A 25,925-nucleotide genomic window follows, 5' to 3' on the forward strand; every position below is an offset into this window, starting at 1 on the left:
GTAGCCGTGCACGGTGACATGCCCGCAGCGATGCCCATGCTGTCTCGTGGCAAGCATCGCAATCCCAGCAAGGGCGCCTGCTTCATGGAGTTCGCGTCCTACCTCGCCGGTGAACGGTGGAGCGACCACCCGACGTGCACGCATCCGCTGCTCGCCGGGCTCGCCCGCCTCGTCAACGACCACACCTCGGACGCCGCCCGGCCGCGGCTGGCCGGGTTGATCCCGTCCGTCATCGGCCTGACGGGCGACGATCCGCGCCTCGACGCGCGGATCGCGCTGTGCGCCGCCACGGCGGCACTGCCCGTCGTCGCGCACGAGCGTCAGCTCGCGATGGCCGTCTCGATCTTCTCTGCCGAGCACGTGCTCGCCGAGGTGGAGGGCCGGTCGCCCCGCGACCTCGACCCCCGCAGCAGGGAGGCGCTGGCGCAGGTGCCCGAGGCCGCCCGCTGGGCCCGCGACTTCGGGCGCGGAGTCCGCGTCTCGCCCAAGGGCTTCCGCAGGTACGCCGCGCCCAACACGGTGCAGCTCGCGGTCAGGGGCATCGCCCAGGCGTGCGTGCCCGACCCCGACACGCTGCTGCGCGACCTGCTGGCCGACGCGATCGAGGACTGCTGGGCACTGCTGCACGGAGGCGCCGAGCCGGCCGGGCCGGTCGCCGGGCCGGGAGTCGACCCGGTCCGCTGGGCGGACGCCTGCCGCCTCACCGGCCTGTCCGCCTGACCCGTACGACCCCGGCGGCCCCGGCCTGACCAGCCCAGCCGGCCCGGGCCGGTCGGGCCTGCCGACTGGCCCTGCCGGTCAGCCTGTCCCGCTGACCGGCTCCGGCCCGGCTGATCGGCTCAGGCCGGGGCGGCTTCGTTCGCCGTCCGCTTCGACGAGGCCCGCCGCGACGCCATGACCGGCCGGATCAGCAGGGCCTGGGCGAGCACGAACACGCAGAAGATGCCGAGCACCCAGCCCCAGCTCACGTCGGTCAGGTGGTGCATGCCCCGATAGAGCCGGGACAGGCCGACCGTCAGGGCGGCCCCCGCGCCGAGCACCCACCACAGCGCCTTCAGGATCGTGTGCCGGTGCGTGTGCAGGGTCAGCACGAGGGCGACCCCGCAGTAGAACGCCACCGCCGCGCTGGTGTGACCGGAGGGGTAGCTGGACGTCGGCGGCGCGGGGTCGAGGTGCTGCACGTGCGGCCGGGCCCGCTGCGCGAACACGGTGGCGAGCAGGAAGATCGCCGACTGCGCGCAGACGGCCGCCACCAGGAAGACCGACTCCCGCCAGCGCCCGTAGACGAGCCGGAAGATCACGACCATGATCGTCGTCACCACGATGATCACCGGGGTGTCGGACAGCATCGAGCCGTAGTGGGTGATCGTGTTCCAGAACGGCGTGCGCTCCTGGGCGATCTCACGGCTGACCGCCTCGTCCTGCGCGATGAGCGACGAGTGCTCCAGGACCCGGGTCAACAGCAGTCCCAGCCCGAGGGTGACCAGGGCCATGAGTGTGAGCGGAAGCAGGATACGCCGTGCCACCTCGACCGCCGTCGATGACGACGGCGTGTGAGCGGCGGGGCGGCGTTCACGAACGGTGACCAACTCGTCCTCCTTGGGGGGTGATCTCCCTCTTCGTCTCCGGCCCGACGCCTTCCCGTAGGGGCTGGGCGGGCCGGCGTCCGACCTCTCTTCGCCAGGTCTCGAAGGCGGCGCAGGTGGCCGCGACCACGGCCACGCCGACCACGAGCCCGGCCACGACGTCGCTGAACCAGTGGACGCCGAGCGCGATCCGGCTGAAGCCGACCAGCAGCGGGATCAGCACCGCGAGCGTCCACGCGACCGCGCGCCCGCGTTGCCGTACGAGCGGCAGGACGAGCAGCAGCAGGATCCCGGCCCCGAGCATGGCGTTGACCGTGTGCCCCGAGGGGAACGACGCGCCGGGGGCGATGGCGACGGGGTCGGGCAGGTGCGGCCTGGCCCGCGCGACCACGACCTTCAGCGCGAGGCCGAGCAGCCCGCCGACGGTGATCGTGGTGCCCGCCCACAGAGCCAGGTGGTAGGCGCGGCGCCAGACCAGCCACGCGACCGCGGCGCCCACGGCGATCCGCCAGGTCCACGGCTGGAAGACGTCGCTGACCAGCCGCATGAACTGGGCGAAACCCGGGTTCGAGTACGCGTAGGCGTGCAGGTTGTGCGCCGCGCCCTCGTCGATCCGGGTGAGCGGGCCGAAGGAGGTCTTCACGAAGACGAGCAGCACCGTGAACGGCACCCCGATCAGCGCCAGTGCCGCGACCGCCACCGTGAGCCGCAGGCCAAGCCTGCTCTGCGGGTCGAACCGCCTGCGCAACCAGTTCATCGGCCACTCCCCACCGGCTGCCGCTCACGCACCGGGGCCCGGACGGCGGTGCCGGGGTCGGGAGCGGCCGGATCGCCGCAGCCCGCCCGGCAGGCCTCCAGCTGCGCGCTGAAGGCGAGGCCGAGGAAGAGGGCCATCGAGCTCAGGAACGACCACAGCAGCAGTGCCATGACCGCCGTGAGCGGGCCGTACGTCGCGCCGAAGGTGCCGCTGCTCGCGGTGTAGAGGGCCAGCAGCCAGGTGAAGAGGGTCCACAGCAGCACCGCGACCGTCGCGCCGACCGCCAGCCAGGTGTGGCCGGGCTGCTTGCGCCGGGGCGAGGAGCCGAAGAGGACCGAGATCGACAGGACGGCGAGCAGGAAGCCGATCGGCCAGCGCAGCCAGCCGAACAGGCGCTGCGTGGTGTCGCTCCAGTGGTACACCTGGGCCGCCGCGTCGCTGACCGCACCGCCGCCGACCAGGATGACGAACCCGACGCTCATGAACACGCCCGCCGTGACCGCCATCAGCAGCGCCCGGCCGTACTTCGCCTTGAAGGGGCGGTCGCGCTCCATGCCGTAGATGCGGTTCGCCCCGCGCTCGAACTGGCCCATGGCCGTGGTCAGCGCCACCAGCGCGGTCAGCAGACCGAACCATAACGCGAGCTTGCCCCCGACACCCGAGGCGTGGTGGCTCTGGTCGAGCGTCTCCCGGATCACCTGCGAGCCGGCACCGGGGGTCAGCCGCCGCAGAGTGAGCTCAAGAAGCCGTCCCAGGTGTTCCTGGTGGACCACCGAGCTCAGCCCCACGATCGCGATGGCCCCTGGGATGATCGCGAGGCAGACCTGGAACGCCAGCGCGCGGGCGTTGCTCGTGCCGTCGCCGTACCTGAACCGCACGAACGAGTCGCGGATCAGGTGCCAGCCGCCGTAGTGCCGCATCGCGACATAGGCGTCGTCGGCCGACAACTCCTCGCCGCTCATGCTCCGGGTCTCCGGTACCGGGGTCGCGGTTCCCATGTGAGTCCTCACGTCGTCAGGGGGAGGACCACCGGGGGCCGGGTCGCGGGCCGGCCTCCGGCGGTCCCCGAGGCCCACCGACTACCCCGATCACGACGCTCGGAACATCATCCGCCGCGGCGGGCGTACGGTCACAGGACGGCGCAGCCGACCCGGACGGCGATGCGGGGCGACCAGCGGCCGGAGATCACGTCCTGCGCCTGGGCGTACGCGTTGGCCGGCCGGCCGGCCGCGGCGCAGTCGAACACACCGGTCTTCTTGCCGAAGCTGCCGCCGGCGTAGCCGCTGTGGGCGCTCGCGTTCACCGTGCCGCTCCAGTAGAGCCGGCCGGTGTTGTAGCGGATGTAGAGGCGCACCTGGCCGAGGTTGTAGTGGTCACCGTTGATCTTGAGGCGCGGGATGTCGTCGACGGAGGTGCTGGTCGAGGTGCCGTCGCCGTTGTCCACCGGCGGCACGGTGTAGCGGCTGATCCAGAGCCGCGCCGAGACCCTGCGGTCGGCGGCCCTGCTGTTGTCGGCGGCGGCCTGCGACCGGACGGCCGGGGTGACGCAGACGTCGTCGCCGGTGAAGGCCTCACGCCAGACATAGCCGGTGGTGCAGGTGTGCGGGCCGTACGCGCCGGAGGTCCAGCGGGAGGCCTTCGCGGCGTTGTCGGCCTGGGTCTGCGTCCGGGTCGCCGAGGTGACGCAGACGACGTCGCCGGTGCGGGCCTCGCGCCAGACGTAGCCCTGGAGGCAGGTGTCCGGGCCGAAGTCGCCGGTCGCGGCGGCCGGGCCGGCCATGAGCGTGACGGGGGCGGTGACGGCCAGACCGGCGATCGTGGCGGCGGCCAGACCGAGCAGGGTGCGCTTCATGACAATCTCCTGAGATATCCGGATGCGGGTGCTGTTCGGATCTCCCGGTCCGGCCGTCGCCGCCGGGAGGGTGCATCTCAGTGATAGGCGCGCCCGCCTGCACGTCTCTTGACACCCGCTTGCCGGAAGCGGCCGTGAGCCGCCGCAAGCGTCCCGCAAGCGCCTCCGGCAGTGCCTCGGAGGCTCCTACGCAGGCGCCCTCCGGAGGCGCTCAGTAGGACTGGATCTCCAGCAGGTTGCCGTCGGGGTCGCGCAGGTGCGCGGTGCGGCAGGTCGGCCCCCATTCGGGCCGGGCGACCGGCGGCGCCACGACCCGGCCTCCGCCGGCGGCCGCCACGGCCGCGGCCCGGTCCACGTCGTCCACCGTGAGGACCAGCATCGTCCCGTCCCGCCCGCCGCCGTCCTTATCGCCGCCCTCACCGTCGCTCTCACCGCCGGGAGCCGTGCCGAGAGCGACACCGGTGACGCGTGCCAGCATCTCCCGGTCGAGCAGGGCCAGCACCGCCTCCCCGTCCCGGTCCCAGTTGGCGTACGGCCCCGCCTCGTCGCCCTTGACGAGGTGCGCGCCCGCGACCGCGGTGAGCAGGCCGTCGTAGAAGCGGAAGCACTCGGCGAACCGGGAGGCGAGCACACGGGGATAGAGAGCGTCCACGAAAAATCCCTTGGTAGAAGCCGGTTGTCGAAGGTGTTGCGCGACGCCGCCGGGGCAGTACGCGACGACCTGCTGCCGCGCCGGACGAGGACCGAGGGCGATCTCTCGCGGCAGCGCCTCGGGCGGACGGCCGTCAGGAACCGGTGAGCCAGACGTATCCGGCGAAGCGGCCGGTGACCCGCTCGCGGCGGTAGGAGTAGAGATCGGCCGTCTCGATCGTGCACCGGGCGTCGTGCCGCACGTCGGTCACGCCGGCGCGGGCGAGCTGGGCCGCGATCCCGGCCCGGATGTCGAGCGCGGGCGTGCCGCTCCGGGTGCGCGACCACGTCTCCGGCACCCGGGCGGCCACCCGCTCGCGCAGGTCTTCCGGCACCTCGTAGCACAGCCCGCAGGCCGAGGGCCCGATCACGGCGACCATCCGCGCCGGCTCGGCGCCCCGGGCCGCCATCGCCTCGACCAGGGCGGGCACCACCCCCGCCTCCGTGCCGGGCCGCCCCGAGTGCGCGCCGCCCGCCAGGCGAGCCACCGGGTCGGCCAGGAGCACGGGCGCGCAGTCGGCCACCAGCACCGCCAGCCCGAGCCCGGGCCGATCGGTGAAGATTCCGTCCAGGGCCGGCGGCTCCGCCCCGAACGGCGCGCCGGCGTAGGCGACGTCCGTCCCGTGCACCTGGCGCATGAACACCACCTGGTCGAGCCCGAGCTCGGCGGCGGTCTTCGCGCGGTTCTCGGCGACCGCCGCCGGGTCGTCCCCCACCGCCCCGCCGAGGTTGCGCGTGCCGAACGGCCCGGTGCTCATGCCGCCGCGCCGGTCGGTGAAGGCCATCCTGACGCCGTCGATCGCAATCACGGCATCAGCCTACGGCCCGCGCCGGGGGACTCGCCGACAGGGATCTTGGAACGTGGCAGTACGTTTGCGGCCGACGGAAGGAGCCGGGATTGCGCGCGGTGGTGTACGAGGAGTTCGGCGGGCGGCCCGAGGTGCGCCGGGTGGCTGACCCGGTCGCGCCGCCGCACGGCGTGGTGATCAGGGTCGAGGCGACCGGGATGTGCCGCAGCGACTGGCACGGGTGGATGGGGCACGACGCGGACATCACCGTGCTGCCGCACGTGCCGGGGCACGAGTTGGCCGGGGTGGTGGAGGCGGCGGGCCCGGAGGTGACCGGCTGGCGGCCGGGCGACCGGGTGATGGTGCCGTTCATCTGCGCCTGCGGAAGCTGCCGCGAGTGCCTGAGCGGGAACCAGCAGGTGTGCGAGCGCCAGACCCAGCCCGGTTTCACCCATTGGGGGTCGTTCGCCGAACTGGTGGCGATCGACCACGCCGACGTGAACCTCGTCCCGCTGCCCGCCGGCATGTCGTTCGCCACCGCGGCGAGCCTGGGCTGCCGGTTCGCCACCGCGTTCCGGGCCGTCGTGGAGCAGGGCGGGGTGCGGGCCGACCAGTGGCTCGCCGTGCACGGCTGCGGCGGGGTCGGGCTGTCCGCCGTGATGATCGGCGCCGCCGTGGGGGCGCGCGTCGTCGCCGTGGACGTCTCCCCCGCCGCGCTCGACCTGGCCCGGCGGTTCGGCGCGGCCGAGTGCGTCCTGCTCCGCGGCGGCTCCACTCCGGAGGAGTCGGCGTCCCTGGTCAGGGCGGCGACCGGCGGCGGGGCCGAGATCTCCGTCGACGCCCTGGGCGACCCCGCGACGTGCGCCGCGTCGATCGCGGGCCTGCGCCGGAGGGGCCGCCACGTGCAGGTGGGCCTGCTGCCCGGGGAGACCGCGCTGCCGATGGGCCGGGTGATCGCGCATGAGCTGGAGATCGCGGGCAGCCACGGCATGGCCGCCCACGCCTATCCCCCGATGCTGGAGCTGATCACGGAGGGCGTGCTCCGGCCCGACCTGCTCGTGACCCGGACGATCGGCCTGGAGGACGCCCCGGAGGTGCTGACCCGGCCCGGGACGTCCGCCGGCGTGACGGTGATCCTCCCGCAGCCCGCCAGGGCGACCTAGTGTCCTGAGTCGTGAACTCCATGACTATCCGGGTGCATGGCTCGATGTGCGGGGCCCCCGACGGCGTCGCTGGAGCGGTGGGCGCGTCGCCCTACCTCTGCCCGGGCGCCGGCCCTGCGGGCGAAGATCGTGCTCGCCTGTGCTGAGGGGACCCGGTCAATCGGCAAGTCCCGGCCGAGCCGGCGGCTCAACGTCGCCGGGCGGTGGGGCTCGGGGTGGTCGGGCACAGCGGGAACCGCGGCGTGTCCGGCAGGTAGCGATCCCAGTCCAGTTCCACCGGGCCGGCGCAGATGTCGTCGATCACGCGGGGCACGTCGGGGTCCAGCCGCCACAGCGCGCCTTTCTGGATGCTGATGAGGAGCAGTTCGCCGGTCTCGGGAAGGAACCGGGGGTTGGTGAGCTCCAGGCCTTCGACGCGGAGGGACATGACTTCCGCTCCCGAGGCGAGATCCCACATACGGATCGAGGCGTCGTCCACCACGGCGGCCATCCGGCCCTGCGGGTCGAAGGCGACCCTGGCGGGAAACTTCACGCCGCCGGCTTCGACCACCGTACGCGGGGAGCTCGGGTCGGTGGCCTTCAGCAGGGTCAGGTTCCCCGAGGTTTTGCCGAGCACGGCCACCGTGCCGGCGGGACCGGCGATCGGGTACACCACGTCCGGAGTGCGCATCAGGGTCGCGATCCGCACACCGTCGAGTCTCCACAGCTCGGCGGCGTACGCCCCGCTGTCGCGTCGGATCAGCACCCCCTCCGAACCGTCCGGAACCACCGACGCGTCCTCCACATCGCCGGCCGAGAGCCGGCGGACCGCTCCGCCGGCGACCTGCCACACCACGGCCGTACGGTCCGTTCCCATGGCCATCACCAGGCTGCCGTCCCGGGTGATGTCTCTCACCATCGGGAGGCCGGCGGGAAGGGCGATCTCGCGTGGATGGTCCGGGTCCGAGACGTCCCACAGGTGGGACGTGAAGGCCGTCCCGTTCCAGGTGATCACGTGGTTCCCGTCGGCGCTGGTGGCGTAGTAGAAGGAGCCGCCAGGCAGCACACCCGCGGGCCGCCAGCCGGTGCCGTCCCGACGCCAGAGCCGATAGCCGGGGGGCACCGCGGACTCGTCGGCCCGTATGGTGACGGCGATCCGGCCCGGCGAGTCGATGTAACCCTCACCGAGGATGCTCGCCCCCTTTGCGGCATCGGCGAGGATCAGCGCTGCACGGGTCTCGGGCGTCGGGCTGATCCGGTAGGCGGCCAGGGCGAGCGCCGCCGCATCGCGCGGCCTGGTGAGCAGGAGGGCACGGGCGGCATCCGCGGCGCGCAGGCCTATGGCGTCGTTCCTCTGGCGGTCGGCTTCGCGTTTCGCCGTAACGCCCAGGCCGACGGCTCCCGCCAGCAGGACGACCAGCGCGGAAAGGGCCGCGATGAGCGTCCTCAGCCGGCGTCGCCGCCGGCGGAGCTCGGTCGCGCGGAGCACCTGCGCCGTCAGACCGGCGTCAAGGAAGTCGTGTTCGATCGGGTTGAGCCGGTCGCGCAGGCGGTGGATCAGGGCCAGGGGCTCCCCACGCCACAGCAGGTCGGGGTCGCGTCCATGCCCCTGCCAGGCCGCGGCCGCCTCGATGACCCGGTGGTGCGACCGGAGAATGTCCCGGTCCTCGGCGATCCAGGCGGCCAGCCGCGGCCACGCGCGCAGCAGCGCCTCGTGGACCAGCTCGGCGCCGTGGTCGTCGAGGCTGACCAGCCGAGCCGCGGCGAACCGCTCGAGCGGGCCGCGCGGTTCCGCCAGCTCGTCACGCCGGATCCTCCGTTTCGTGTCCCCGGTGCCGTCGCCGGGAGTGACCAGGCGCAGGAACATCAGCCGGGCGGCGTCCCGTTCCTCGCCCGCGAGCTGCTGGAAGGTCTGCTCGGCGGTGCGTGCCAGGGCGTGCTCCACGCCACCGACGTCCTCGTACCCGGCCAGGGTCAGCGTCATCCCGCGGCGACGCCGCCACGTCTCGGCGAGCGCGTGCGACACCAGCGGCAACGCCGACGGCTGCCCGGTGACATCGGACATCAGCCGGGCGAGCAGGGCGCCCTCCACGGAGGCACCCGCTCGCGCCGCCGGCTCGGTGACGGCGCGGCGCAGGTCGTCGGCCGACATCGGGCCGACGAGCAGCTGAGCGCGATAGAGGGCGGCGACCAGCTCGGGGTGGCGGCCGCAGTGGCCGTAGAAGTCGGCGCGCACGCCCAGGACCACCCTGCTGCGCGGAGAGGCCGCGGCCGTCAGCGCCCGCACCAACCACAGCCGGTCGTCGTCGGCGCAGAGAGTGAACACCTCCTCGAACTGGTCGACGATGAGGAGCAGCTCGCCCGGCACCTCGGACAGCCGGCGGCGCAGGGCGTGCGGGTCGGCGGCGAGTTGCTCGCGCAGGGGGGCCAGCGGCTCGTCGACGAGCCCGGCCACGACCGTCGCCACCTCCGTCACGGGGTCGTGTCCGGGGGTGAGGACCAGGGCGGTGCGCTTGGACTTGGCGACCAGCCCGGCGCGTAGCAGCGACGACTTGCCGGCGCCGGACGCGCCGAAGACGCCCACGAACGGCCGCTCGTCGACCAGGCGCACCAGGGCCTCGGTCAGCGCCTCCCGGCCGAAGAACCGGTCGGCGTCCTCGACTTGGTAGGCCGCCAGCCCGACGTACGGCGACGGCGCCTGCTCGTCCACCGTGGCGTCGGACGCGGCCAGGTCCCGCCACCGGTCCCGCCACGCGTCGACGTCGCCGTCGCAGGCCGCGACGAACGCCAGCGTCACCGCGAGGCTGGGCAGCCTCCGCCCGGCCACGGCCTCCGACAGCGCGGCCGCCGAATAGCGGGCCCGCCTGCCCAGCTCGCGGTACGGCGGCTGCCCGGCCTGCTGCCGTAATCGCCGCAGGTCGCCGGCGAACCGGAGCAACGGCGTGTCCTCAGCGCCCAGCGGGCGTTCCTGACGTGGCATCGCCACCCTTTCCCACCCCGATATCGCCCTCGGGCATTCTTCACCGCGGCCGGCGAGACCTCGAAATCTCACCTTCCGTGAACACGCGAGCACCAGAGCCGATGTTCGTTTGTTCGTGGTTTGTTGTTCAGGCGCCGAGGGCGAACCTGAACACCCCGTCCGACCCTAGTGTCGGGCACGTCCCGTTCCCGCCGAACGGCCATGCCGCCGGGGCCGGGCCTCCTCATCGACAAGTCACCGAAAGTCGCGTCAGTAAGCGCGGCGGGCGATTCCCGGATAACTTCCACGGCTCGTGGCCGGGGTCGCCGTACGGTCATCTAGGAAAGGGAAGTTCTTTGTCGTTATCACGGCTTAGTCGCTTGGCGTCTGCGGTGGTCGCGGCGGGTCTCGTGGTTCTGACGGCGGGGCCGGCGCACGCCGGCTTCGCCACCACCGGCACCGAGCCCGCCTACCCCTACGCCCAGCCGGTGGACGCGAGCGTCCCGAAGCGAGGCTGCGCCACGACACTGTCCGACCCCACCAACGCCAGTGCGAGCATCCCAGCGGTTCAGGTGATCTACGCCTGGCACGAGGGGTACGGGAACCGCTACAACGACGTCGTCGAGCAGATCGCCAAGATCGTCGACCGAATGGACTGGTCGGTGGACGAGTCGACCAACTACGACCAGCACATCAACTTCAGCTGCCGGACCGGTTACAACACCAGCACCTACTCCGGCTACGCCCAGGCCCTGGTGATCCCGGAGAAGATCGAGGGCGGGACGATCGGCAGTGAGATCGCCGCCGACGTCGTCGCCGACGACCTGGCGGCGGCGGGCTACGACAACGCCAACCGCCGGTACGTGGTCTTCGAAGACTTCAGCGAGGGTACGGCGCAGGGGCACTGCGGACAGGTCTGCCTGGCCACCGCGGACGAATGGGACAGCGGCACCATACTGCACGAACTGGTCCACCTCTCCGACGCGGATCACGCCAAGGCCACTGAGGTGCCCGAGACCGTCGACGTCTCCGACGTCATGTCCAGCCAGTGGGACAACTGGAATCTGGACCAGGAGTTCAACAGCTACTACGACCCCAGCGAGCTCACCGCGAGGTTCCCCAACTACGGCCTCGCGGTGAACGTGGCCACCACCCCGTGGTTCACCTCGCCCGTCTGCTGCGACGTGGGCTACAGCAACGACCTGCTCACCGCCGAGGAACGCGGGATCGAGTCCGTGGCGCCGTCCGGCTACCCGGCGGGCTTCACCCTCTCCGGTGGCGGCTGGATGCAGGTCACCCCACAGGGGCCGGACGCCCAGGTGTCGGCCAGGTACTTCGACGGCCGCCGGTCCCTGACCATGAACGTCCAGTCGTGGTCTGAGGGGGTCCTGTCGCTCACCCGCAAGCCGGCGGTGACGGCGGGACAGCGGTACAAGTTCTTCGCCCGGGTCACGACCGCCACCTCCGGCAACGTCAAACTCCGGCTGTCCTGGTACAACTCCTCCAACGCGCTGATCTCCAACAGCGACAGCTCGACCTACGCCCTCAACTCCAACTGGCAGGAGTACAGCGTCTCGGCGGTCGCTCCGAGCGGCGCTGCCACCGCGCAACTCTCCGTGGTGAGCCCGTCCGGCCAGACCTTCGCCTACGTGCTGGACAGCCTGCAGCTCAACCACTGCAACAACGGCAAGACCACCGACGGATGCCGGCTGGACGGCCTCCTGCCCTACACCTACTAGACGGCGGTCAGGCCAGACCGGCGTAGAGAGCCTGGGTCCGCTCGGCGATGCGGGCCCAGGAGAAGTGCTCGACCGCGCGCACGCGGCCGGCCTCGCCCATCGAGGCCGCGCGGCCGGGATCGCCGAGCAGCGCGTTCACCCGCTCGGCCAGCGCCGCGGCGAACGCCTCGGGGTCGCGCGGCTCGCCGTCCCGCCCCTGGTCGATCGGGACGAGCAGGCCGGTCTCGCCGTCGGCGACGACCTCGGGGATGCCGCCCGTCGCGGTCGCGACGACGGCGGTCTCGCACGCCATCGCCTCCAGGTTCACGATGCCCATCGGCTCGTACACCGAGGGGCAGACGAACACGGCCGCGTGGGTCAGGATCTGGATCACCTCGGGCCGGGGCAGCATCTCGGAGATCCACACCACGCCCTTGCGGGAGGCCGACAGCTCGCGGACCAGCCCGGTGACCTCCTCGGCGATCTCCGGGGTGTCCGGCGCGCCCGCGCACAGCACGATCTGCGCCTCGGGGGCGAACGACCGGGCCGCGTGGAGCAGGTGGACCAGGCCCTTCTGCCGGGTGATCCGGCCGACGAAGACGACGTACGGCACGGCCGGGTCGATGCCGTGCCGGACCAGCGCCTCGGTGCCGCGCGAGGGCGCGTACTCCTCGGTGTCGATGCCGTTGTGGATCACCTGCACACGGTCGGCGGGGACGTCGGGGTAGGCCGTCAGCACGTCGCGGCGCATGCCCTCGGAGACCGCGATGATCGCGTCGGCGGCGTGCAGCGCGGTCCGCTCCGCCCACGACGACAGTGTGTAGCCGCCGCCGAGCTGCTCGGCCTTCCACGGGCGCAGCGGCTCCAGGCTGTGCGTGGTGACCACGTGCGGCACGCCGTACAGCATCTTCGCGACGTGCCCGGCGAAGTTGGCGTACCAGGTGTGGCTGTGCACGACGTCGGCGCCCTCGCAGCCGGCCGCCATCTCGACGTCGACGCCGAGCACCTGGAGGGCGGCGTTCGCGCCGGACAGGCCGCCGGGCACCTCGTACGCCCGGACGCCCGGCTCCTCGCGCGGCGCGCCGAAGCACCGCACCCGGACATCGGCCAGCCGGCGGAGCTCCCGCGCGAGGTACTCGACATGGACTCCGGCGCCGCCGTACACCTCGGGCGGATACTCACGGCTCAGCAGATCGACACGCATACGAGGAGCTTAGGCCGGGGGCCGCCGGGCAGGGTGCCCGGGAGGTCATGCGACGCCCGGTCACGACCGAAATGTTCACTATTTGCCGGTGCGCATGGTGTTTGTTGGGCGTTCGGCGGGTTAAGGTCCTGCCTATGAAGGTCCTGGCGATCGTGCTTGCGGGTGGTGAGGGGAAGCGGCTGATGCCGCTTACCGCGGACAGGGCCAAGCCCGCCGTGCCCTTCGCCGGGATGTACCGCCTCATCGACTTCGTGCTGTCGAACCTGGCGAACGCCAACTATCTGCAGATAGTGGTGCTCACCCAGTACAAGAACCACAGCCTCGACCGGCACGTCTCCCGCACCTGGCGGCTCTCGTCGATGCTCGGCAACTACGTCACGCCGGTCCCCGCGCAGCAGCGGCTCGGGCCGCACTGGTTCTCCGGGTCGGCCGACGCGCTGTTCCAGAACCTCAACCTGATCTACGACGAACTGCCGGACCACGTGATCGTCTTCGGCGCGGACCACATCTACCGCATGGACCCGCGCCAGATGGTCGAGCAGCACATCGACTCGGGCGCGGACGTGACCGTGGCCGCGATCCGCCAGCCCATCGAACTGGCCGACCAGTTCGGGGTCATCGAGGCCGACGCCTCGGGCCGCCGGATCGCGGCGTTCCGCGAGAAGCCGAAGGACGCGGTGGGCCTGCCCGACGCGCCCGACCAGATCTTCGCCTCGATGGGCAACTACGTCTTCAAGACCCAGTCGCTGATCGAGGCGCTGCGCGAGGACGCGCTCGACCCCGGCAGCAAGCACGACCTCGGCGGCAACATCATCCCGATGTTCGTCAAGAGCGGCGGCGCCGAGGTGTACGACTTCGCGCACAACGTGGTGCCCGGGTCCACCGAGCGCGACCGCGGCTACTGGCGTGACGTCGGGACGCTCGACGCCTACTACGAGGCCAGCATGGACCTCGTCTCGGTCCAGCCGGTCTTCAACCTCTACAACGACCGGTGGCCGATCTACTCGGGCCACGACCCGCTGCCTCCGGCCAAGTTCGTGCACAACGAGGGCGACCGGGTGGGGCACGCGCTGGACTCGCTGGTGTCGCCCGGGGTCATCGTCTCGGGCGGCACGGCGCTGCGCTCGATCCTCTCCCCCGGCGTGGTCCTGCACTCCCACTCGCACGTCGAGGACTCGGTGCTGATGGGTTGCGTCAAGGTCGGCAGGGGCGCGATCGTCCGCAAGGCCATCGTCGACAAGAACGTCGTCATCCCCGACGGCGCGCGCATCGGGTTCGACCCCGAGTACGACCGCCAGCGCTTCGCGGTGACCCGCGAGGGCGTCGTGGTGATCGGCAAGAACGAGATCATCGACCGCTGACCGCGCTCCGCGCCCGGCCAGGGGCGCTCAGCGGCCGTTGATGCGCCACATGGGCTCGACGACGGTCCACTGGGCCTCCCACACCCGGCGGGCCCGCCTCTGGTTGACCACGCGGGTGCAGGTCACCAGCAGCGCGAGGAGGGCCGCGGCGGCCAGCGGCACTCCCGTGCCGACGGTCATCGCGGCGACAACCGTGGTCTCCCTGTCCTGCGGCCGGGGGGCGATCGCCCCGTTGGCGTCGGTCCAGACGCGCACGGTCTCGCCCGCCCGCCGGCTCGGCGAGACCTCGATCACTCCGGACCTGGGCGTGCCGTCGGGGGCCCGCCACACGGCCTGGGCGTGGCCCACCGCCGCTCCGGCCACCGACAGCCGTGGCGTCGCCACGTCGCCGCTCAGCGTGGCCACCACCTGATAGCGGTCGTGCGCCTGCCGGGCCTCGGTCTTCAGCCCGGCGCCGTACTCGCGCACGCCCAGCAGCACGCCGAACACGACCGCGGCCACGACGCCCAGCACCGCGACAAGCCGGACCACCGCTTCGACCCGGTCGCACCGGCGTCGGAGCGGATTCCTGTCGAGGCCCAGCCATCGGGCGAACCTGGCGAATGGATTCTGCGACATCTCACACCTCACAGGGTCATTACCACTGCGAGTCCCGTTTATGCCTATTTTGCATCCCAAGAGAATCCAGGGGAACGCCCCTCCCGATATGCCTGAAGACCTTCGTCCAATTCGCCGCTCTCCCGGGCCTCCCGCTGCCAGGCGAGCACCTCGGTCTCGTCCGCCCGGCCGTCGACGACCCGCTTGGCCGCCGCCAGCGTCAGCCGGGACCGGCCCGCCATGGTGGCCGCCAGGCCGTACACGCGCTCGCGCAGCCCGTCCGGCGGGCACACCTCGTCCACGAGGCCCGTACGCAACGCCTGGTCCGCGCCGATGAGCTCGGCGGAGAAGAGCAGCAGCTTCGCGGTGGACGGCCCGGCGATCTCCGCCAGCCGCCGGGTGGAGCTGAACGGGTAGACGACCCCGAACCTGGCGGGGGTGACGCCGAAGCGGGCCCCGGCCGAGGCGACGCGCAGATCGCAGGCGAGCGCGAGCTGGCATCCGCCGCCGACGCAGTAGCCCTCGATCATCGCGATCACGGGTTTCGGAAAGGCGCTCAGTGCGCCTTCCGCGAGGATGGTCAGACCGGTGTCATCTCCGTTATCTCCAAGCTCATTGATTTCCGAAATATCGGCACCGGAGCAGAAATTTTTGCCCGCCCCGGTAAGGATGAGGACCCGCACTTTCGGATCGGCCGCGAGATCCGCCAGGATGGCCGGCAGCGCCCGCCACATCGCCGCGCTCATGGCGTTGCGCTTCTCCGGCCGGTTGATCGTCAACGTGGCCACGTGCGCGTCGAGACCCAGTTCGTACCCGTCGGTACCGTCCACTCCTCGATTGTGCGGCTCGCCCCCTTCCGCCCGCCATCGGGGTCCGCCCCCTGATGGCATAATCACCGCGCGACGGGACGATCCCGTACGCGCGATCTCAGGGAGTATGGGTGTTCGGGATCCTTCGGCCGTGTGCCCGGCACTCCTGCCCGTCGGTCCACGAGGCGTGGCGCGCGCACCTGTGCGGGCTGTGCCTGACGCTGCGGGACCACCATGGGCAGCTGGCCCGGACGGCCACCAACTACGACGGGCTCGTCCTGTCCGTCCTGACCGAGGCGCAGGTGGGCGTGCGCCCGGGGGCGAGCCGGCGGACCGCCGGGCCCTGCGCCCTGCGCGGCTTCCGGCCGGCGGAGGTGGTGCCCTCGGCCGACCGAGGCGCCCGCCTGGCCGCGGTGGTCTCCCTGGCCCTCGCCGCGGAGAAGATCCGCGACCACGCGGCCGACGGGGACGGGATCGCCGGCCGGCGCGTGCGCGGCGCCCCGCTGCGCGTGGCCGCCGCCTCGTGGACCTCGGCCGCGCGCCGCGGCGGGGAGGCGATCGGCTTCGACACCGCCGTCCTGACCGAGGTCGCGGGCCGCCAGGCGCTGCTGGAGGCGTCCGCCGGCCGTACGCTGCTCGGCCTCACCGAGCCCACCGAGACCGCCGCCGCGGCGGCCTTCGCGCACACGGCCGTCCTCGCGGGGCGGCCGGGCAACGCCGAGAGCCTGCGCGAGGCCGGTCGTCTCTTCGGCCGCCTCGCGCACGTGCTCGACGCGGTGGAGGACCTCGCCGAGGACCGGGCCCGCGGGGCGTTCAACCCGCTCGACGCGACCGGCACCTCCCCGGCCGAGGCGCGGCGGGTGTGCGAGGAGGCGCTGCACGGGCTGCGCCTCGCCGTGGCCGACCTCGACCTGGAGGAGCGCCACCTCGTCGAGGCGCTGCTGTGCGGCGAGACCCGCCGCGCGGTCGACCGTGCCTTCGGGACGCGCGCCCACGGCGGCGCCTGCGCGACGCACCGCCCGCGGGCCGGGAGCACCCCGCCGTCCACCGTCTCGACGGAGGAGGCGCCGGGCCCCTTCGGGGAGCACGGCGAGCCGCCGTGCGTCGCCTTCACGGCGGTGGCCGGGGTGGCGACCTTCGTCACGTGCGGGCTCTACCGGCCGCCGTGGAGCCCTTACCGGCAGGCGCCGTGGACCGACCGCTGCTTCTGCGACAGCTGCGACTGCCCCGACTGCTCGGGATGCTGCGACTGCTGCAGTGGGGACGGCTGCTGCAGTGGCGACGGGTGCTGCTGCGGTGACGGCTGCTGTTGCGGCGACGGCTGCTCCTGCGACTGCGGCTCCTGACGCCGGTCAGGAAGCCGGGGCGTCGACGCGCAGGCGCGGCAGGCTCTCGGGGTGCTTCTCGCGGATGAACGTCACGAGGTGCTCCCGGATGTCGCATCGCAGGTCCCAAGCGCTGGCCGAGTCGGCCGCGCTCATCAGCGCGCGCAGCTCGACCAGCCCGTTCGCGGTGACGTCGGTGACCTGGAGCGTCCAGTCCTTCTGGTCCCACAGCGGGTTGTCGCGCAGCGCCCGGTACAGCTCGGTCCGCACCTCCTCCACCGGCACCGACCAGTCCACCCGGAGGTACACGCTGCCGAGGATGCGGCTCTCGTGCCGGGTCCAGTTCTGGAAGGGATTGCTGGTGAAGTGGGACACCGGCAGGATCAGCCTCCGCTCGTCCCACAGGCGCAGCGCCACGTAGGTGAGGGTCAGCTCCTCGATGCGGCCCCACTCCTCCTCCACCACGACCACGTCGTCGAGCCGCAGGGCGTCGCTGAAGGCGAGTTGCAGCCCGGCCAGCATGTTGCCGAGCGTGGATTGGGCCGCGATGCCGCCCACCACGCCGGCGATCCCGGCGGAGGCCAGCAGCCCCGCCCCCAGCGCCCGCACCTGCGGGAAGGTGAACAGCATCGCGCCCAGCGCGATCACCACGACGACCGCCGCCGACACCCGGCGCACCAGCGCGATCTGGGTGCGGATGCGCCGGGCGCGGCGGTTGCGCTCGCCCTCGATCCGGGTGAGCCGGTCGAGCACCACGTCCGTCACCGCGTACGCCGCCTGGATCAGCAGCCACGTCACGCAGGCGATCAGCAGCAGCGACAGCACCCGCTGGAAGCCGTGGGAGCCCGATCCCGGCATGTCCGGGTCGTAGGCCGCCTTGACGGTGCCCACCACGGCCGAGGCGAAGCCCGGCCAGGTGCAGCGGCGCGCGAACGGCCCGGCGAGCGCCCACCGGTCGCCGATGAGGCGCGACCTGAGCATCCGCCGGACCAGTTCCACCGCCACGATCGCCGTCCCCACCGCGATCGCCAATGTCGCCCAGTTCCACGCTGCCGCTGTGACGGCGCCCCCGTTCGTCGTCATGGGGTTCCCTTTGCCCGGTGGTGGAACCCCTTTAAACGAGGATCAGAAGGCTTCGTCGAAGGCGACCTCTCCCTCGACCGCCACCTGGTAGGCCGAGACCCGGCGTTCGAAGAAGTTCGCCAGCTCCTGCACGTCCTGGAACTCCATGAACGGGAAGGGGTTGGCCGTGCCGTACCGCGCGGGCAGGCCGAGCCGGGCGAGCCGGCGGTCGGCGACGTACTCCAGGTAGCGCCGCATGTTCTCCGCGGTCATCCCGCCGGCGCCGTCGCCGCACAGGTCGCGGGCGAAGGCCAGCTCGGCGGCGACGGCCTCCTCCATCATCCGCACGACCTGGCCGGCCAGCTCGTCGTCGAACAGGTCCGGCTCCTCCCGGCGTACGGTGTCCACCACCTCGAAGGCGAACTCCATGTGCATGGACTCGTCGCGGAACACCCAGTTGGTGCCGGTGGCGAGGCCGCCCAGCAGCCCCCGGGAGCGGAACCAGTAGACGTAGGCGAAGGCCCCGTAGAAGAACAGCCCTTCGATGCAGGCGGCGAAGCAGACGAGGTTGAGCAGGAAGGCCCGCCGGTCCTCCCTCGTCTCCAGCCGCGACAGCTCGCTGATGGAGTCGATCCAGCGGAAGCAGAACTCGGCCTTGTCGCGGATCGAGGGGATGTGCTCCACGGCGGCGAACGCCTTCACCCGCTCCTCGTGGTCGGGCAGATAGGTGTCCAGCAGGGTCAGGTAGAACTGGACGTGCACGGCCTCCTCGAACAGCTGGCGGCTCAGGTAGAGGCGGGCCTCGGGCGCGTTGACGTGCTGGTAGAGGTTCAGCACGAGGTTGTTGGCCACGATGGAGTCGCCGGTCGCGAAGAACGCCACCAGCCGGTTGATCAGGTGCCGCTCCCCCGGCTCCAGCGTCGCCAGGTCGGCGAGGTCGGAGGCGAGGTCGACCTCCTCGACCGTCCAGGTGTTCCTGATCGCCGCGCGGTACCTCTCGTAGAACCCGGGGTAGCGCATCGGGCGCAGGGTCAGGTCCATGCCCGGGTCGAGCAGCATCGTTCTCATTGGCACGCCTCGCAGATCTCGGGGTTCTCCAGGGAGCAGGCGACCGCCCCCTCGTCGGGGATGAGGGCTTCCTCGGGGGTGACGGCCGGCACGGTCGTCTGGGCGATCCGGGTCGCCGGGCGGGAGCGCAGGTAGTAGGTGGTCTTCAGGCCCGACCGCCAGGCGTAGGCGTACATCGACGAGAGCTTGCCGATGGTGGGGGCGGCCATGAAGAGGTTGAGCGACTGCGACTGGTCGACGTACGGCTGCCGCGCGGCGGCGAGGTCGACGAGCGCCTTCTGCGGCAGCTCCCAGGCGGTGCGGTAGAGCGCCTTGAGCTCGCCGGGGATCGCGGGGATGTCCTGGATCGAGCCGTCGTGGAGCTTGATCGCGTCGCGGATCGCCCGCGTCCACAGCCCGAGGGCCTGAAGGTCGCGGACGAGATACCGGTTGACCTGGAGGAACTCCCCCGACAGCGTCTCGCGCTTGAAGACGTTCGACACCTGCGGTTCGACGCACTCGTAGCAGCCCGCGATCGAGGCGATCGTGGCCGTCGGCGCGATCGCGACCAGCAGGGAGTTGCGCAGCCCGGTCTCCGCGATCCGCGCGCGCAGCGCCGCCCACTCCTCCGGGTGCGCCGGGGCGCACGGGAAGTGGTCGGGGTGCAGGACCCCGCGCGCCGCCCGCGTCTCCTCGTACGCCGGGTGGCGCCCGCGTTCGGCGGCAAGGCCGGCCGAGGTGCCGTACGCCGCGAGCGCGATCTCCTCGGCGATCCGGGTGGAGAGGGCCAGCGCCTCCGGCGAGTCGAACGGCAGGCGCAGCGCGAAGAAGACGTCGGCGAGGCCCATGACGCCGAGGCCCACCGGCCGCCAGCGCTGGTTGGCAGCCTCCGCCTCGGGCGTCGGGTAGAAGCCGAGGTCGATCGTGCGGTCGAGGAACCGTACGGCGGTGCGGACCGTGGCGCGCAGCCGGCCGAAGTCAACGCCGTCCCCCTCGGGGGTGAGGTGGGCGGCGAGGTTGACCGAGCCGAGGTTGCACACGGCGGTCTCGCCGTCGCTGGTGACCTCCAGGATCTCGGTGCACAGGTTGGACAGGTGGATGACGTTGCGCGGCAGCGCGGTCTGGTTGGAGGCGCGGTTGGCGGCGTCCTTGAAGGTCATCCAGCCGTTGCCGGTCTGGGCGAGGGTGCGCATCATGCGGGCGTAGAGGGTGCGCGCGGGCACCTGCCGGACGTACCGCCCGGCCGCCTCCAGTTCGCGGTATCGGGCGTCGAACGCCTCGCCCCACAGGTCGGTCAGCTCGGGGGTCTCCTTGGGGTCGAACAGCGACCACACGCCGTCCGCCTCGACGCGGCGCATGAACTCGTCGGGCACCCAGTTGGCCAGGTTGAGGTTGTGGGCGCGGCGCGACTCCTCGCCCGTGTTGTCGCGAAGCTCCAGGAACTCCTCGATGTCGGCGTGCCAGGTCTCCAGGTAGACGCAGGCGGCTCCCTTGCGCCTGCCGCCCTGGTTGACCGCCGCCACCGACGCGTCGAGCGTGCGCAGCCAGGGGACGATGCCGTTGGACAGGCCGTTGGTACCCCGGATCAGCGACCCGCGCGAGCGCACCCGGGTCCAGGCGACGCCGATCCCGCCGGAGTACTTCGACAGCCGGGCCACCTGGCCGTACCGCTCGTAGATGCTCTCCAGCTCGTCGCGCGGCGAGTCGAGCAGGAAGCACGACGACAGTTGCGGGCGGCGCGCCCCGGAGTTGAACAGCGTCGGCGAGCTGGGCAGGTAGGCGAGCGCGGACATCAGCCGGTACAGCTCGGCCGCCTCGCCGACGCTCGCCGCCAGGCCGCAGGCCACCCGCAGCAGGAAGTGCTGCGGGCGTTCGAGCACCCGCCGCGTGACCGGATGCCGCAGCAGGTAGCGGTCGTAGACCGTGCGCAGCCCGAAGTACTCGAACCGGTCGTCGGCCGCCGGGTCGATCAGCGCGTCCAGCGCCGCGGCCTCGTCGGCCACGAACGCGGCGACGGTGTCGCCCAGCAGCCCGGCGGCGTGGGCCGCCGCGACCGACTCGGAGAAGGCGCGCACCCCCTGGCCCGCCGTCTCCTCCTCGATGACCCGGGCGAGCAGCCGCGCCGCCCGCCGTGAGTTCTCCGGGTCGGCGACGACCCCCGCCGCCGCCTCCTCGATGGCCCGCCAGACATCCGCGGCCGTCTCCGTGCCGCGCGCCCCGGTGCCGGGGCGCGCGGGCGCGGAGACCGGGTCGGTGATCGTCATCGGTCGCCCTCTCCTCCTCGTCTCCTGACCCGGCCGGCCGGAGGGGAGGGCACACCGCGGCGCACGCTCGTGACGGCACGGCGTACGGGCGGCGGGCCCTCCCTCGGGGCACGGCGCGGGCGCGCGCGGTGGCTCCGCGCGCGGTCGCGGGCAGGTCTTCGGGCTCGCGGGCGGCCGGCGGGACACACCCGCCGGACCTACTGGCCGTCGCTTCCCGGCGCGCTCGCGCACCAGTGCTCCAATGACGGCGGTCGTTCCCGCTCACCGCTGCGGGGCAGCCCCGGATTCACACCGGGTTCCCTCTTGCCTCACCGAGGTGAACCAGCGACGCGATGGATCCTACATCTAGTGGGCGATCACGCAAGCAGCCCTACAAGTTGTGTTGCTCACCGGATTCCGAGATCGTCGAGGAGCAGGGCCGTACGACGCACCTCGCCCGTCAGCCACTGCCGGAACTCCTCACCGGCGAGCCACATCGGCGTCCAGCCGTTGCGCTCGCACAGGCGGAGCCAGGCGGGCGAGTCCACGACGGCCCGGCACAGATCGGTCAGCGCGTCGCGCTCGCGGGCGGTCACCCCGAGGGGGGCGAGCAGGCCGGTCCAGTTCGCGTACGCCACCCGCACCCCCGACTCGGCCAGCGTGGGCGCGTCCAGGCCGGGCAGGCGCTCAGGAGACGAGACGGCGAGCGGCCGCAGCCGCCCGGCCCTCACGTGGGCGGCGACGTCGCCGCACCCGCCGAAGGCGAGCGCGGTCGTCCCCTCGGCCACCGCCGCGACGGCCCGGGCGGGGCTGTCGAAGGCCTCGTACGCCGCCAGGCGCGGGTCGGCCCCGAGCCCCCGGGCGGTCAGGCCGAGCAGCAGGTGGCCGGGCCCGCGGTCGGGGCCGCCCGCCACCTTCACCCGCTCCGGGGTGTTCAGCAGGGCCGCCGCGACCTGCTCGAACGTGCGGTAACCCGAGCCGGGGGAGGCCACGAGCACCTGCCACTCCCCCGCCAGCCTGGCCAGCGGCACGGTCCGGGTGACGAACGACCCCACGTCGCCGCGCGTGTCACCGGGCGCGCGACCGAGTGCGCAGTCGGCGAGCAGGAGAGGGTCGGCGACCATCAGCCGGTCCGTCCGCCCCACGGCGAAGCGGCCGACGGCCGACGCGCCGCTCCGGGCGTCCCGCGTGATCAGCACCCTCTGGGCCCAGCGCCGGGCCTCGATGAGGGACTTCAGGCTCCGGGCGACGCCGTCCCCCCAGCACTCCGGCGGGCCGGGGACGAGGAGGGAGATCTCCCCGCGGTACGGAGGCGCCGGGGTGCCGCATCCGCCCGCCAGGGCCAGGACTCCCAGTGCGAGAACCGTACGGCGTCGCATGCGGCACCCTCCCCCCGAAGAGTCCCTTATGCGGACACACTATGAGCAACCACCCCATGTCAGGACATAACGGACGTTACGGATGCGGCGATCGGTGCCGCCTCCTGCCGGGTGGCGGACAAGGCCGGTTTCGCCGTCGAGGGAGTCCTCAGAGCGGCGCTTCTGCACGCCGACGGCTGGCACGACACGGAGGTCCACGCCCTCCTCAACACCTAGCGCGAGCACGCCCAGCACGAGCACGGCTCGCGTCGCCGGGACGCGAGCCGTGGGTGCCGGACGGGCTTACTCGACCGTCACGCTCTTGGCGAGGTTGCGGGGGCGGTCGACGTCGCGGCCGAGGGCGACGGCGGCGTGGTAGGCGAACAGCTGGAGCGGGATCGTGAGCAGGATGGGGTCCAGCTCCACCTCGTTCCTCGGCACCACGATGCAGTCGTCGGCCGCCTCCGAGGTGCGGTGGCCGACCATGAGGATGCGGCCGTGCCTGGCCCGGATCTCGCCGAGCGTGGTGAGGTTCTTGTCCAGCAGTTCGTCGTCCGGCACGACCGCGACGGTCGGCAGCTCGGGGCTGATCAGCGCCAGCGGGCCGTGCTTGAGCTCGCTCGCCGGGTACGCCTCCGCGTGGACGTAGGAGATCTCCTTGAGCTTCTGGGCGCCCTCGCGGGCCACCGGGTAGCCGCGGACCCGGCCGACGAACATCATGCCCGGAGCGTCGGCGTACTTCTTGGCCAGCTCCCTGATCTGGTCCTCCAGGGTGAGGATCTCCTTGATCTGCTCGGGCAGCCGCCGCAGGCCGTCGCAGATCCTGCGGCCGTCGGCCGGCGACAGGTCCCGTACGCGGCCGAGGTGCAGGGCGAGCAGCGCGAACGCCACGGCGGTGGAGGTGAACGCCTTGGTGGAGGCCACCGAGACCTCGGGCCCGGCGTGCAGGTAGATGCCGCCGTCGGTCTCCCGGGCGATGGCGCTGCCGACCGTGTTGACGATGCCGAGCACCCGGCCGCCCTTGCGCTTGAGCTCCTGCACGGCGGCGAGCGTGTCGTACGTCTCGCCCGACTGGCTGATGGCGACGTACAGCGTGTCGGGCTCGACGACCGGGCTGCGGTAGCGGAACTCGGAGGCCGGCTCGGCGTCGGCGGGGATGCGGGCCAGCTCCTCGATGAGCTGCGCGCCGATCTGCCCGGAGTAGTACGCGGACCCGCAGCCGATGATCTTCACGCGGCGGAAGGAGCGGGTCTCGCGGGCGTCCATGTTGAGGCCGCCGAGGTGGGCGATGTGGAACCGGTCGTCGATGCGCCCGCGCAGGGTGCGGGCGACCGTGTCGGGCTGCTCGGAGATCTCCTTGAGCAGGTAGTGCTCGTAGCCGCCGTTGTCGTAGTGACCGGCGTCCCAGTCGACCGTGAACGGCTCCTTGGCGGTCTCCCGGGCGTCGCTGGTGAAGGTGTTGAACCCGTCGGCCTTGATGACGGCGAGCTCGCCGTCCTCCAGGTGGACGACCTGCCGGGTGTAGCGGATGAGCGCGGCGACGTCGGAGGCGGCGAACATCTCCTTCTCGCCGAGGCCGAGGACGATCGGGCTGCCGTTGCGGGCGACCACGATCTCGCCGGGACGCTGCGCGTCGACGACGGCGATGCCGTACGTGCCGACCACGCTCTTCAGCGCCCGCAGCACGGCCTCCCGCAGCGAGTCGGTCTCCTTGACCATCCGCCCAATGAGGTGGGAGAGCACCTCGCTGTCGGTCTCGCTCTCGAACTTCACGCCGTCGCCCTCCAAGCGGCGGCGCAGCTCGTCGGCGTTCTCGATGATGCCGTTGTGCACGACGGCGATCCGCTGCTCCTGGTCGAGGTGCGGGTGCGCGTTCACGTCACTGGGCGCCCCGTGGGTGGCCCACCGGGTGTGCCCGATCCCGATCCCGCCCTTGAACTTCGCGGGCACCGCCGCCGCCAGGTCGGCGACCCGGCCCTTGACCTTGCGCGTCTTGAGACTCCTGGAGTTCACGACGGCGAGGCCTGCCGAGTCGTAGCCCCGGTACTCCAGCCGCTGGAGACCTTCGAGCAGGATGGGCGCCGCATCCTTCGGCCCGACGTAAGCGACGATTCCGCACATAACCGCTCCTATCCGTAAACGATCCTCCGGAGCTGGCGCAGGGTCAGCTCCGGTGCCGCGACACGCCTCCCCGCGAGCTCGGCGGAGATCCTGGGGAAGATCTGGTCGTTGGTCAGCCCCCTCGACTTGAGTTCGCCGTGGCGGCGCCGCACGTACTCTTCCGCGGGCTCGCCGAAGTACGCCAGGACGTCGGCCACCACGCGGGCCGCCTCACCCGGGCCCAGCGAGGTGGTCCGGGTGAGGTGGCCGATCAGATCCTCGAAGGGATGCCGTGCCGTGGACACAGAGCAGGACCCTAACGCAGCGCGGATGCCGACTAACAAGTTTCCTGCCCGTTTTCGGGCAGGATAAGTGCGAAAGCGGCTCCGCCGAGTCGCGCGGCTCGTGGAGGAGCGGTGTCCACGAGCCGGCGAAAGACTCAGCCCACGGGGGCGGCGGCCCGCGGCGCCTTAAGAACGCAGCGCCCTCATGAGCGCAGCATCTTCATGAACGCGCGCATCCAGGCGGGGTGGTCGGGCCAGGCCCGCCCGGTCACCAGGTTCCCGTCGACGTGCGCCTCACTGTCGACCCAGGTGCCGCCGCCGTTCTCGACGTCCGTGGCGCAGGCGGGGTACGCACTGCTCTCCCGGCCCTTCAGCACCCCGGCCGCGGCCAGGATCAGCGGACCGTGACACAGCGCGGCGATCGGCTTGCCCGCGCCGGCGAAGTGCCGCACGATCTCCTGGACGTCGCGGTCGCCGCGGAGGTACTCGGGCGCGCGCCCGCCGGGGATCACCAGCGCGTCGTACTCCTCGGGGTTCACGTCGGCGAAGGCCACGTCGGCCGCCCACGCGTGGCCCGGCTTCTCGGTGTAGGTGTCGTAGCCGTCGACGAAGTCGTGCACGACGAACTGGAGCTTCTTCACCGACGGCGCCGCGATGTGCGTCTCGTAGCCCTCCTCGAGAAGCCGCTGGTACGGATACATCACCTCCAGGTCCTCGGCCGCGTCGCCCGTGATGATGAGCACTTTCGTCATGGTGGGTAACTCCTCTCGCACGTACGGTCGCGCCTCATCCTGTGCACGCCCGCTCCAGCGGGTCAACGCCTCGCGGCGGCCCTGGGCCGCGCCGGGCGCTCTCGGATCGCTCTCCGGGTGGGAACAGATGGCACCGGCACCCCCGGGGATCCGCTAGAGTTGAGCACGCGTCGCCGGGGAAACCCGAGCGATGGCTGCGGAAGTGGCTCAGTGGTAGAGCATCACCTTGCCAAGGTGAGGGTCGCGGGTTCGAATCCCGTCTTCCGCTCGGAGCCCGGACGACATCCGGGC

At 72.1% G+C, this 25,925-nt stretch carries 22 protein-coding genes, 1 tRNA gene and 1 riboswitch; of the genes, 6 read left to right on the plus strand and 17 right to left on the minus strand.

What is annotated here, in order from left to right:
- Positions 1–6: 6 nt before the first annotated feature.
- Positions 7–720, plus strand: coding sequence for a hypothetical protein (locus tag Mam01_RS22480; protein ID WP_204287199.1), 714 nt, complete (start codon positions 7–9; stop codon positions 718–720).
- 119 nt (positions 721–839) lie between these two features.
- Here Mam01_RS22480 and Mam01_RS22485 read toward each other — a convergent pair whose 3' ends face one another.
- The 6 genes from Mam01_RS22485 to pgeF form a co-directional block, all read right to left on the minus strand.
- Positions 840–1,493: a phosphatase PAP2 family protein gene (locus Mam01_RS22485; protein ID WP_204287200.1), complete on the minus strand. Its 654-nt coding sequence runs from the start codon at positions 1,491–1,493 to the stop codon at positions 840–842.
- Positions 1,494–1,572: 79 nt separating this feature from the next.
- A complete protein-coding gene (locus Mam01_RS22490; RefSeq protein ID WP_204287201.1) occupies positions 1,573–2,343 on the minus strand; it encodes a phosphatase PAP2 family protein in 771 nt (256 codons plus the stop codon).
- Positions 2,340–3,341, minus strand: coding sequence for a YihY/virulence factor BrkB family protein (locus Mam01_RS22495; protein WP_204287202.1), 1,002 nt, complete (start codon positions 3,339–3,341; stop codon positions 2,340–2,342). Before Mam01_RS22495 ends, Mam01_RS22490 begins: the two co-directional genes overlap by 4 nt.
- 131 nt (positions 3,342–3,472) lie before the next feature.
- Positions 3,473–4,195 carry a hypothetical protein gene (locus Mam01_RS22500; RefSeq protein WP_150931397.1) on the minus strand — a complete coding sequence of 241 codons (723 nt, stop codon included), beginning with the start codon at positions 4,193–4,195 and terminating at the stop codon, positions 3,473–3,475.
- A gap of 211 nt (positions 4,196–4,406) precedes the next feature.
- Entirely contained in the window at positions 4,407–4,847 is a 441-nt protein-coding gene (locus Mam01_RS22505; RefSeq protein WP_204287203.1) for a VOC family protein, read from the minus strand.
- Between the two features lie 133 nt (positions 4,848–4,980).
- Positions 4,981–5,670 carry a peptidoglycan editing factor PgeF gene (pgeF, locus tag Mam01_RS22510; protein ID WP_204287296.1) on the minus strand — a complete coding sequence of 230 codons (690 nt, stop codon included), beginning with the start codon at positions 5,668–5,670 and terminating at the stop codon, positions 4,981–4,983.
- Between the two features lie 122 nt (positions 5,671–5,792).
- On the opposite strand from pgeF, the gene Mam01_RS22515 reads away from it, so the two are divergent.
- The gene (locus Mam01_RS22515) at positions 5,793–6,836 is read left to right on the plus strand and encodes a zinc-dependent alcohol dehydrogenase family protein (protein WP_239101533.1); all 1,044 of its coding nucleotides are present in this window, start codon (positions 5,793–5,795) and stop codon (positions 6,834–6,836) included.
- Positions 6,837–7,023: 187 nt separating this feature from the next.
- Here the strand turns inward: Mam01_RS22515 and Mam01_RS22520 are convergent, their stop codons facing one another.
- The gene (locus Mam01_RS22520; protein WP_345532595.1) at positions 7,024–9,795 is read right to left on the minus strand and encodes an nSTAND1 domain-containing NTPase; all 2,772 of its coding nucleotides are present in this window, start codon (positions 9,793–9,795) and stop codon (positions 7,024–7,026) included.
- 359 nt (positions 9,796–10,154) lie between these two features.
- Between Mam01_RS22520 and Mam01_RS22525 the strand changes: the two genes are divergently transcribed.
- Positions 10,155–11,513 (plus strand): hypothetical protein, encoded by a 1,359-nt coding sequence (locus Mam01_RS22525; RefSeq protein ID WP_204287206.1) that lies wholly within the window; start codon positions 10,155–10,157, stop codon positions 11,511–11,513.
- 7 nt (positions 11,514–11,520) lie between these two features.
- On the opposite strand, the gene glgA is transcribed toward Mam01_RS22525, so the two are convergent.
- Positions 11,521–12,696, minus strand: coding sequence for a glycogen synthase (glgA, locus tag Mam01_RS22530; RefSeq protein WP_204287207.1), 1,176 nt, complete (start codon positions 12,694–12,696; stop codon positions 11,521–11,523).
- A 71-nt stretch (positions 12,697–12,767) separates the two neighbouring features.
- On the opposite strand from glgA, the gene glgC reads away from it, so the two are divergent.
- Positions 12,768–14,057: a glucose-1-phosphate adenylyltransferase gene (gene glgC / locus Mam01_RS22535; protein WP_275409066.1), complete on the plus strand. Its 1,290-nt coding sequence runs from the start codon at positions 12,768–12,770 to the stop codon at positions 14,055–14,057.
- A 27-nt stretch (positions 14,058–14,084) separates the two neighbouring features.
- Here the strand turns inward: glgC and Mam01_RS22540 are convergent, their stop codons facing one another.
- Positions 14,085–14,675: an Rv1733c family protein gene (locus Mam01_RS22540; protein WP_204287209.1), complete on the minus strand. Its 591-nt coding sequence runs from the start codon at positions 14,673–14,675 to the stop codon at positions 14,085–14,087.
- 44 nt (positions 14,676–14,719) lie between these two features.
- A complete protein-coding gene (locus Mam01_RS22545; protein WP_275409062.1) occupies positions 14,720–15,484 on the minus strand; it encodes an enoyl-CoA hydratase/isomerase family protein in 765 nt (254 codons plus the stop codon).
- A gap of 110 nt (positions 15,485–15,594) precedes the next feature.
- Here Mam01_RS22545 and Mam01_RS22550 point away from each other — a divergent pair, with 110 nt between their 5' ends.
- Positions 15,595–16,809, plus strand: coding sequence for a DUF5685 family protein (locus tag Mam01_RS22550; protein ID WP_204287210.1), 1,215 nt, complete (start codon positions 15,595–15,597; stop codon positions 16,807–16,809).
- A 6-nt stretch (positions 16,810–16,815) separates the two neighbouring features.
- On the opposite strand, the gene Mam01_RS22555 is transcribed toward Mam01_RS22550, so the two are convergent.
- From Mam01_RS22555 to Mam01_RS22585, 7 genes are all read right to left on the minus strand, one after another.
- Positions 16,816–17,871, minus strand: coding sequence for a mechanosensitive ion channel family protein (locus tag Mam01_RS22555; protein ID WP_204287211.1), 1,056 nt, complete (start codon positions 17,869–17,871; stop codon positions 16,816–16,818).
- A 42-nt stretch (positions 17,872–17,913) separates the two neighbouring features.
- On the minus strand, positions 17,914–18,918 hold the full coding sequence (locus Mam01_RS22560) for a ribonucleotide-diphosphate reductase subunit beta (RefSeq protein ID WP_239101524.1): 1,005 nt from the start codon (positions 18,916–18,918) through the stop codon (positions 17,914–17,916).
- Positions 18,915–21,161 (minus strand): ribonucleoside-diphosphate reductase subunit alpha, encoded by a 2,247-nt coding sequence (locus Mam01_RS22565; protein ID WP_204287212.1) that lies wholly within the window; start codon positions 21,159–21,161, stop codon positions 18,915–18,917. Before Mam01_RS22565 ends, Mam01_RS22560 begins: the two co-directional genes overlap by 4 nt.
- Positions 21,162–21,293: 132 nt before the next feature.
- Positions 21,294–21,502: riboswitch (cobalamin riboswitch) on the minus strand.
- A 45-nt stretch (positions 21,503–21,547) separates the two neighbouring features.
- Complete coding sequence (locus Mam01_RS22570) at positions 21,548–22,519, minus strand: Bug family tripartite tricarboxylate transporter substrate binding protein (RefSeq protein WP_204287213.1); 972 nt, start codon at positions 22,517–22,519, stop codon at positions 21,548–21,550.
- A 282-nt stretch (positions 22,520–22,801) separates the two neighbouring features.
- Positions 22,802–24,619 (minus strand): glutamine--fructose-6-phosphate transaminase (isomerizing), encoded by a 1,818-nt coding sequence (gene glmS, locus Mam01_RS22575; RefSeq protein ID WP_204287214.1) that lies wholly within the window; start codon positions 24,617–24,619, stop codon positions 22,802–22,804.
- 8 nt (positions 24,620–24,627) lie between these two features.
- The gene (locus tag Mam01_RS22580; RefSeq protein ID WP_030505148.1) at positions 24,628–24,903 is read right to left on the minus strand and encodes a hypothetical protein; all 276 of its coding nucleotides are present in this window, start codon (positions 24,901–24,903) and stop codon (positions 24,628–24,630) included.
- 182 nt (positions 24,904–25,085) lie between these two features.
- Positions 25,086–25,634 (minus strand): DJ-1/PfpI family protein, encoded by a 549-nt coding sequence (locus Mam01_RS22585; protein ID WP_204287215.1) that lies wholly within the window; start codon positions 25,632–25,634, stop codon positions 25,086–25,088.
- 196 nt (positions 25,635–25,830) lie between these two features.
- Between Mam01_RS22585 and Mam01_RS22590 the strand changes: the two genes are divergently transcribed.
- Positions 25,831–25,902, plus strand: a tRNA-Gly gene (locus Mam01_RS22590).
- Positions 25,903–25,925: the final 23 nt, after the last annotated feature.

It is taken from the genome of Microbispora amethystogenes, from assembly GCF_016863015.1.
Lineage (GTDB): Bacteria > Actinomycetota > Actinomycetes > Streptosporangiales > Streptosporangiaceae > Microbispora > Microbispora amethystogenes.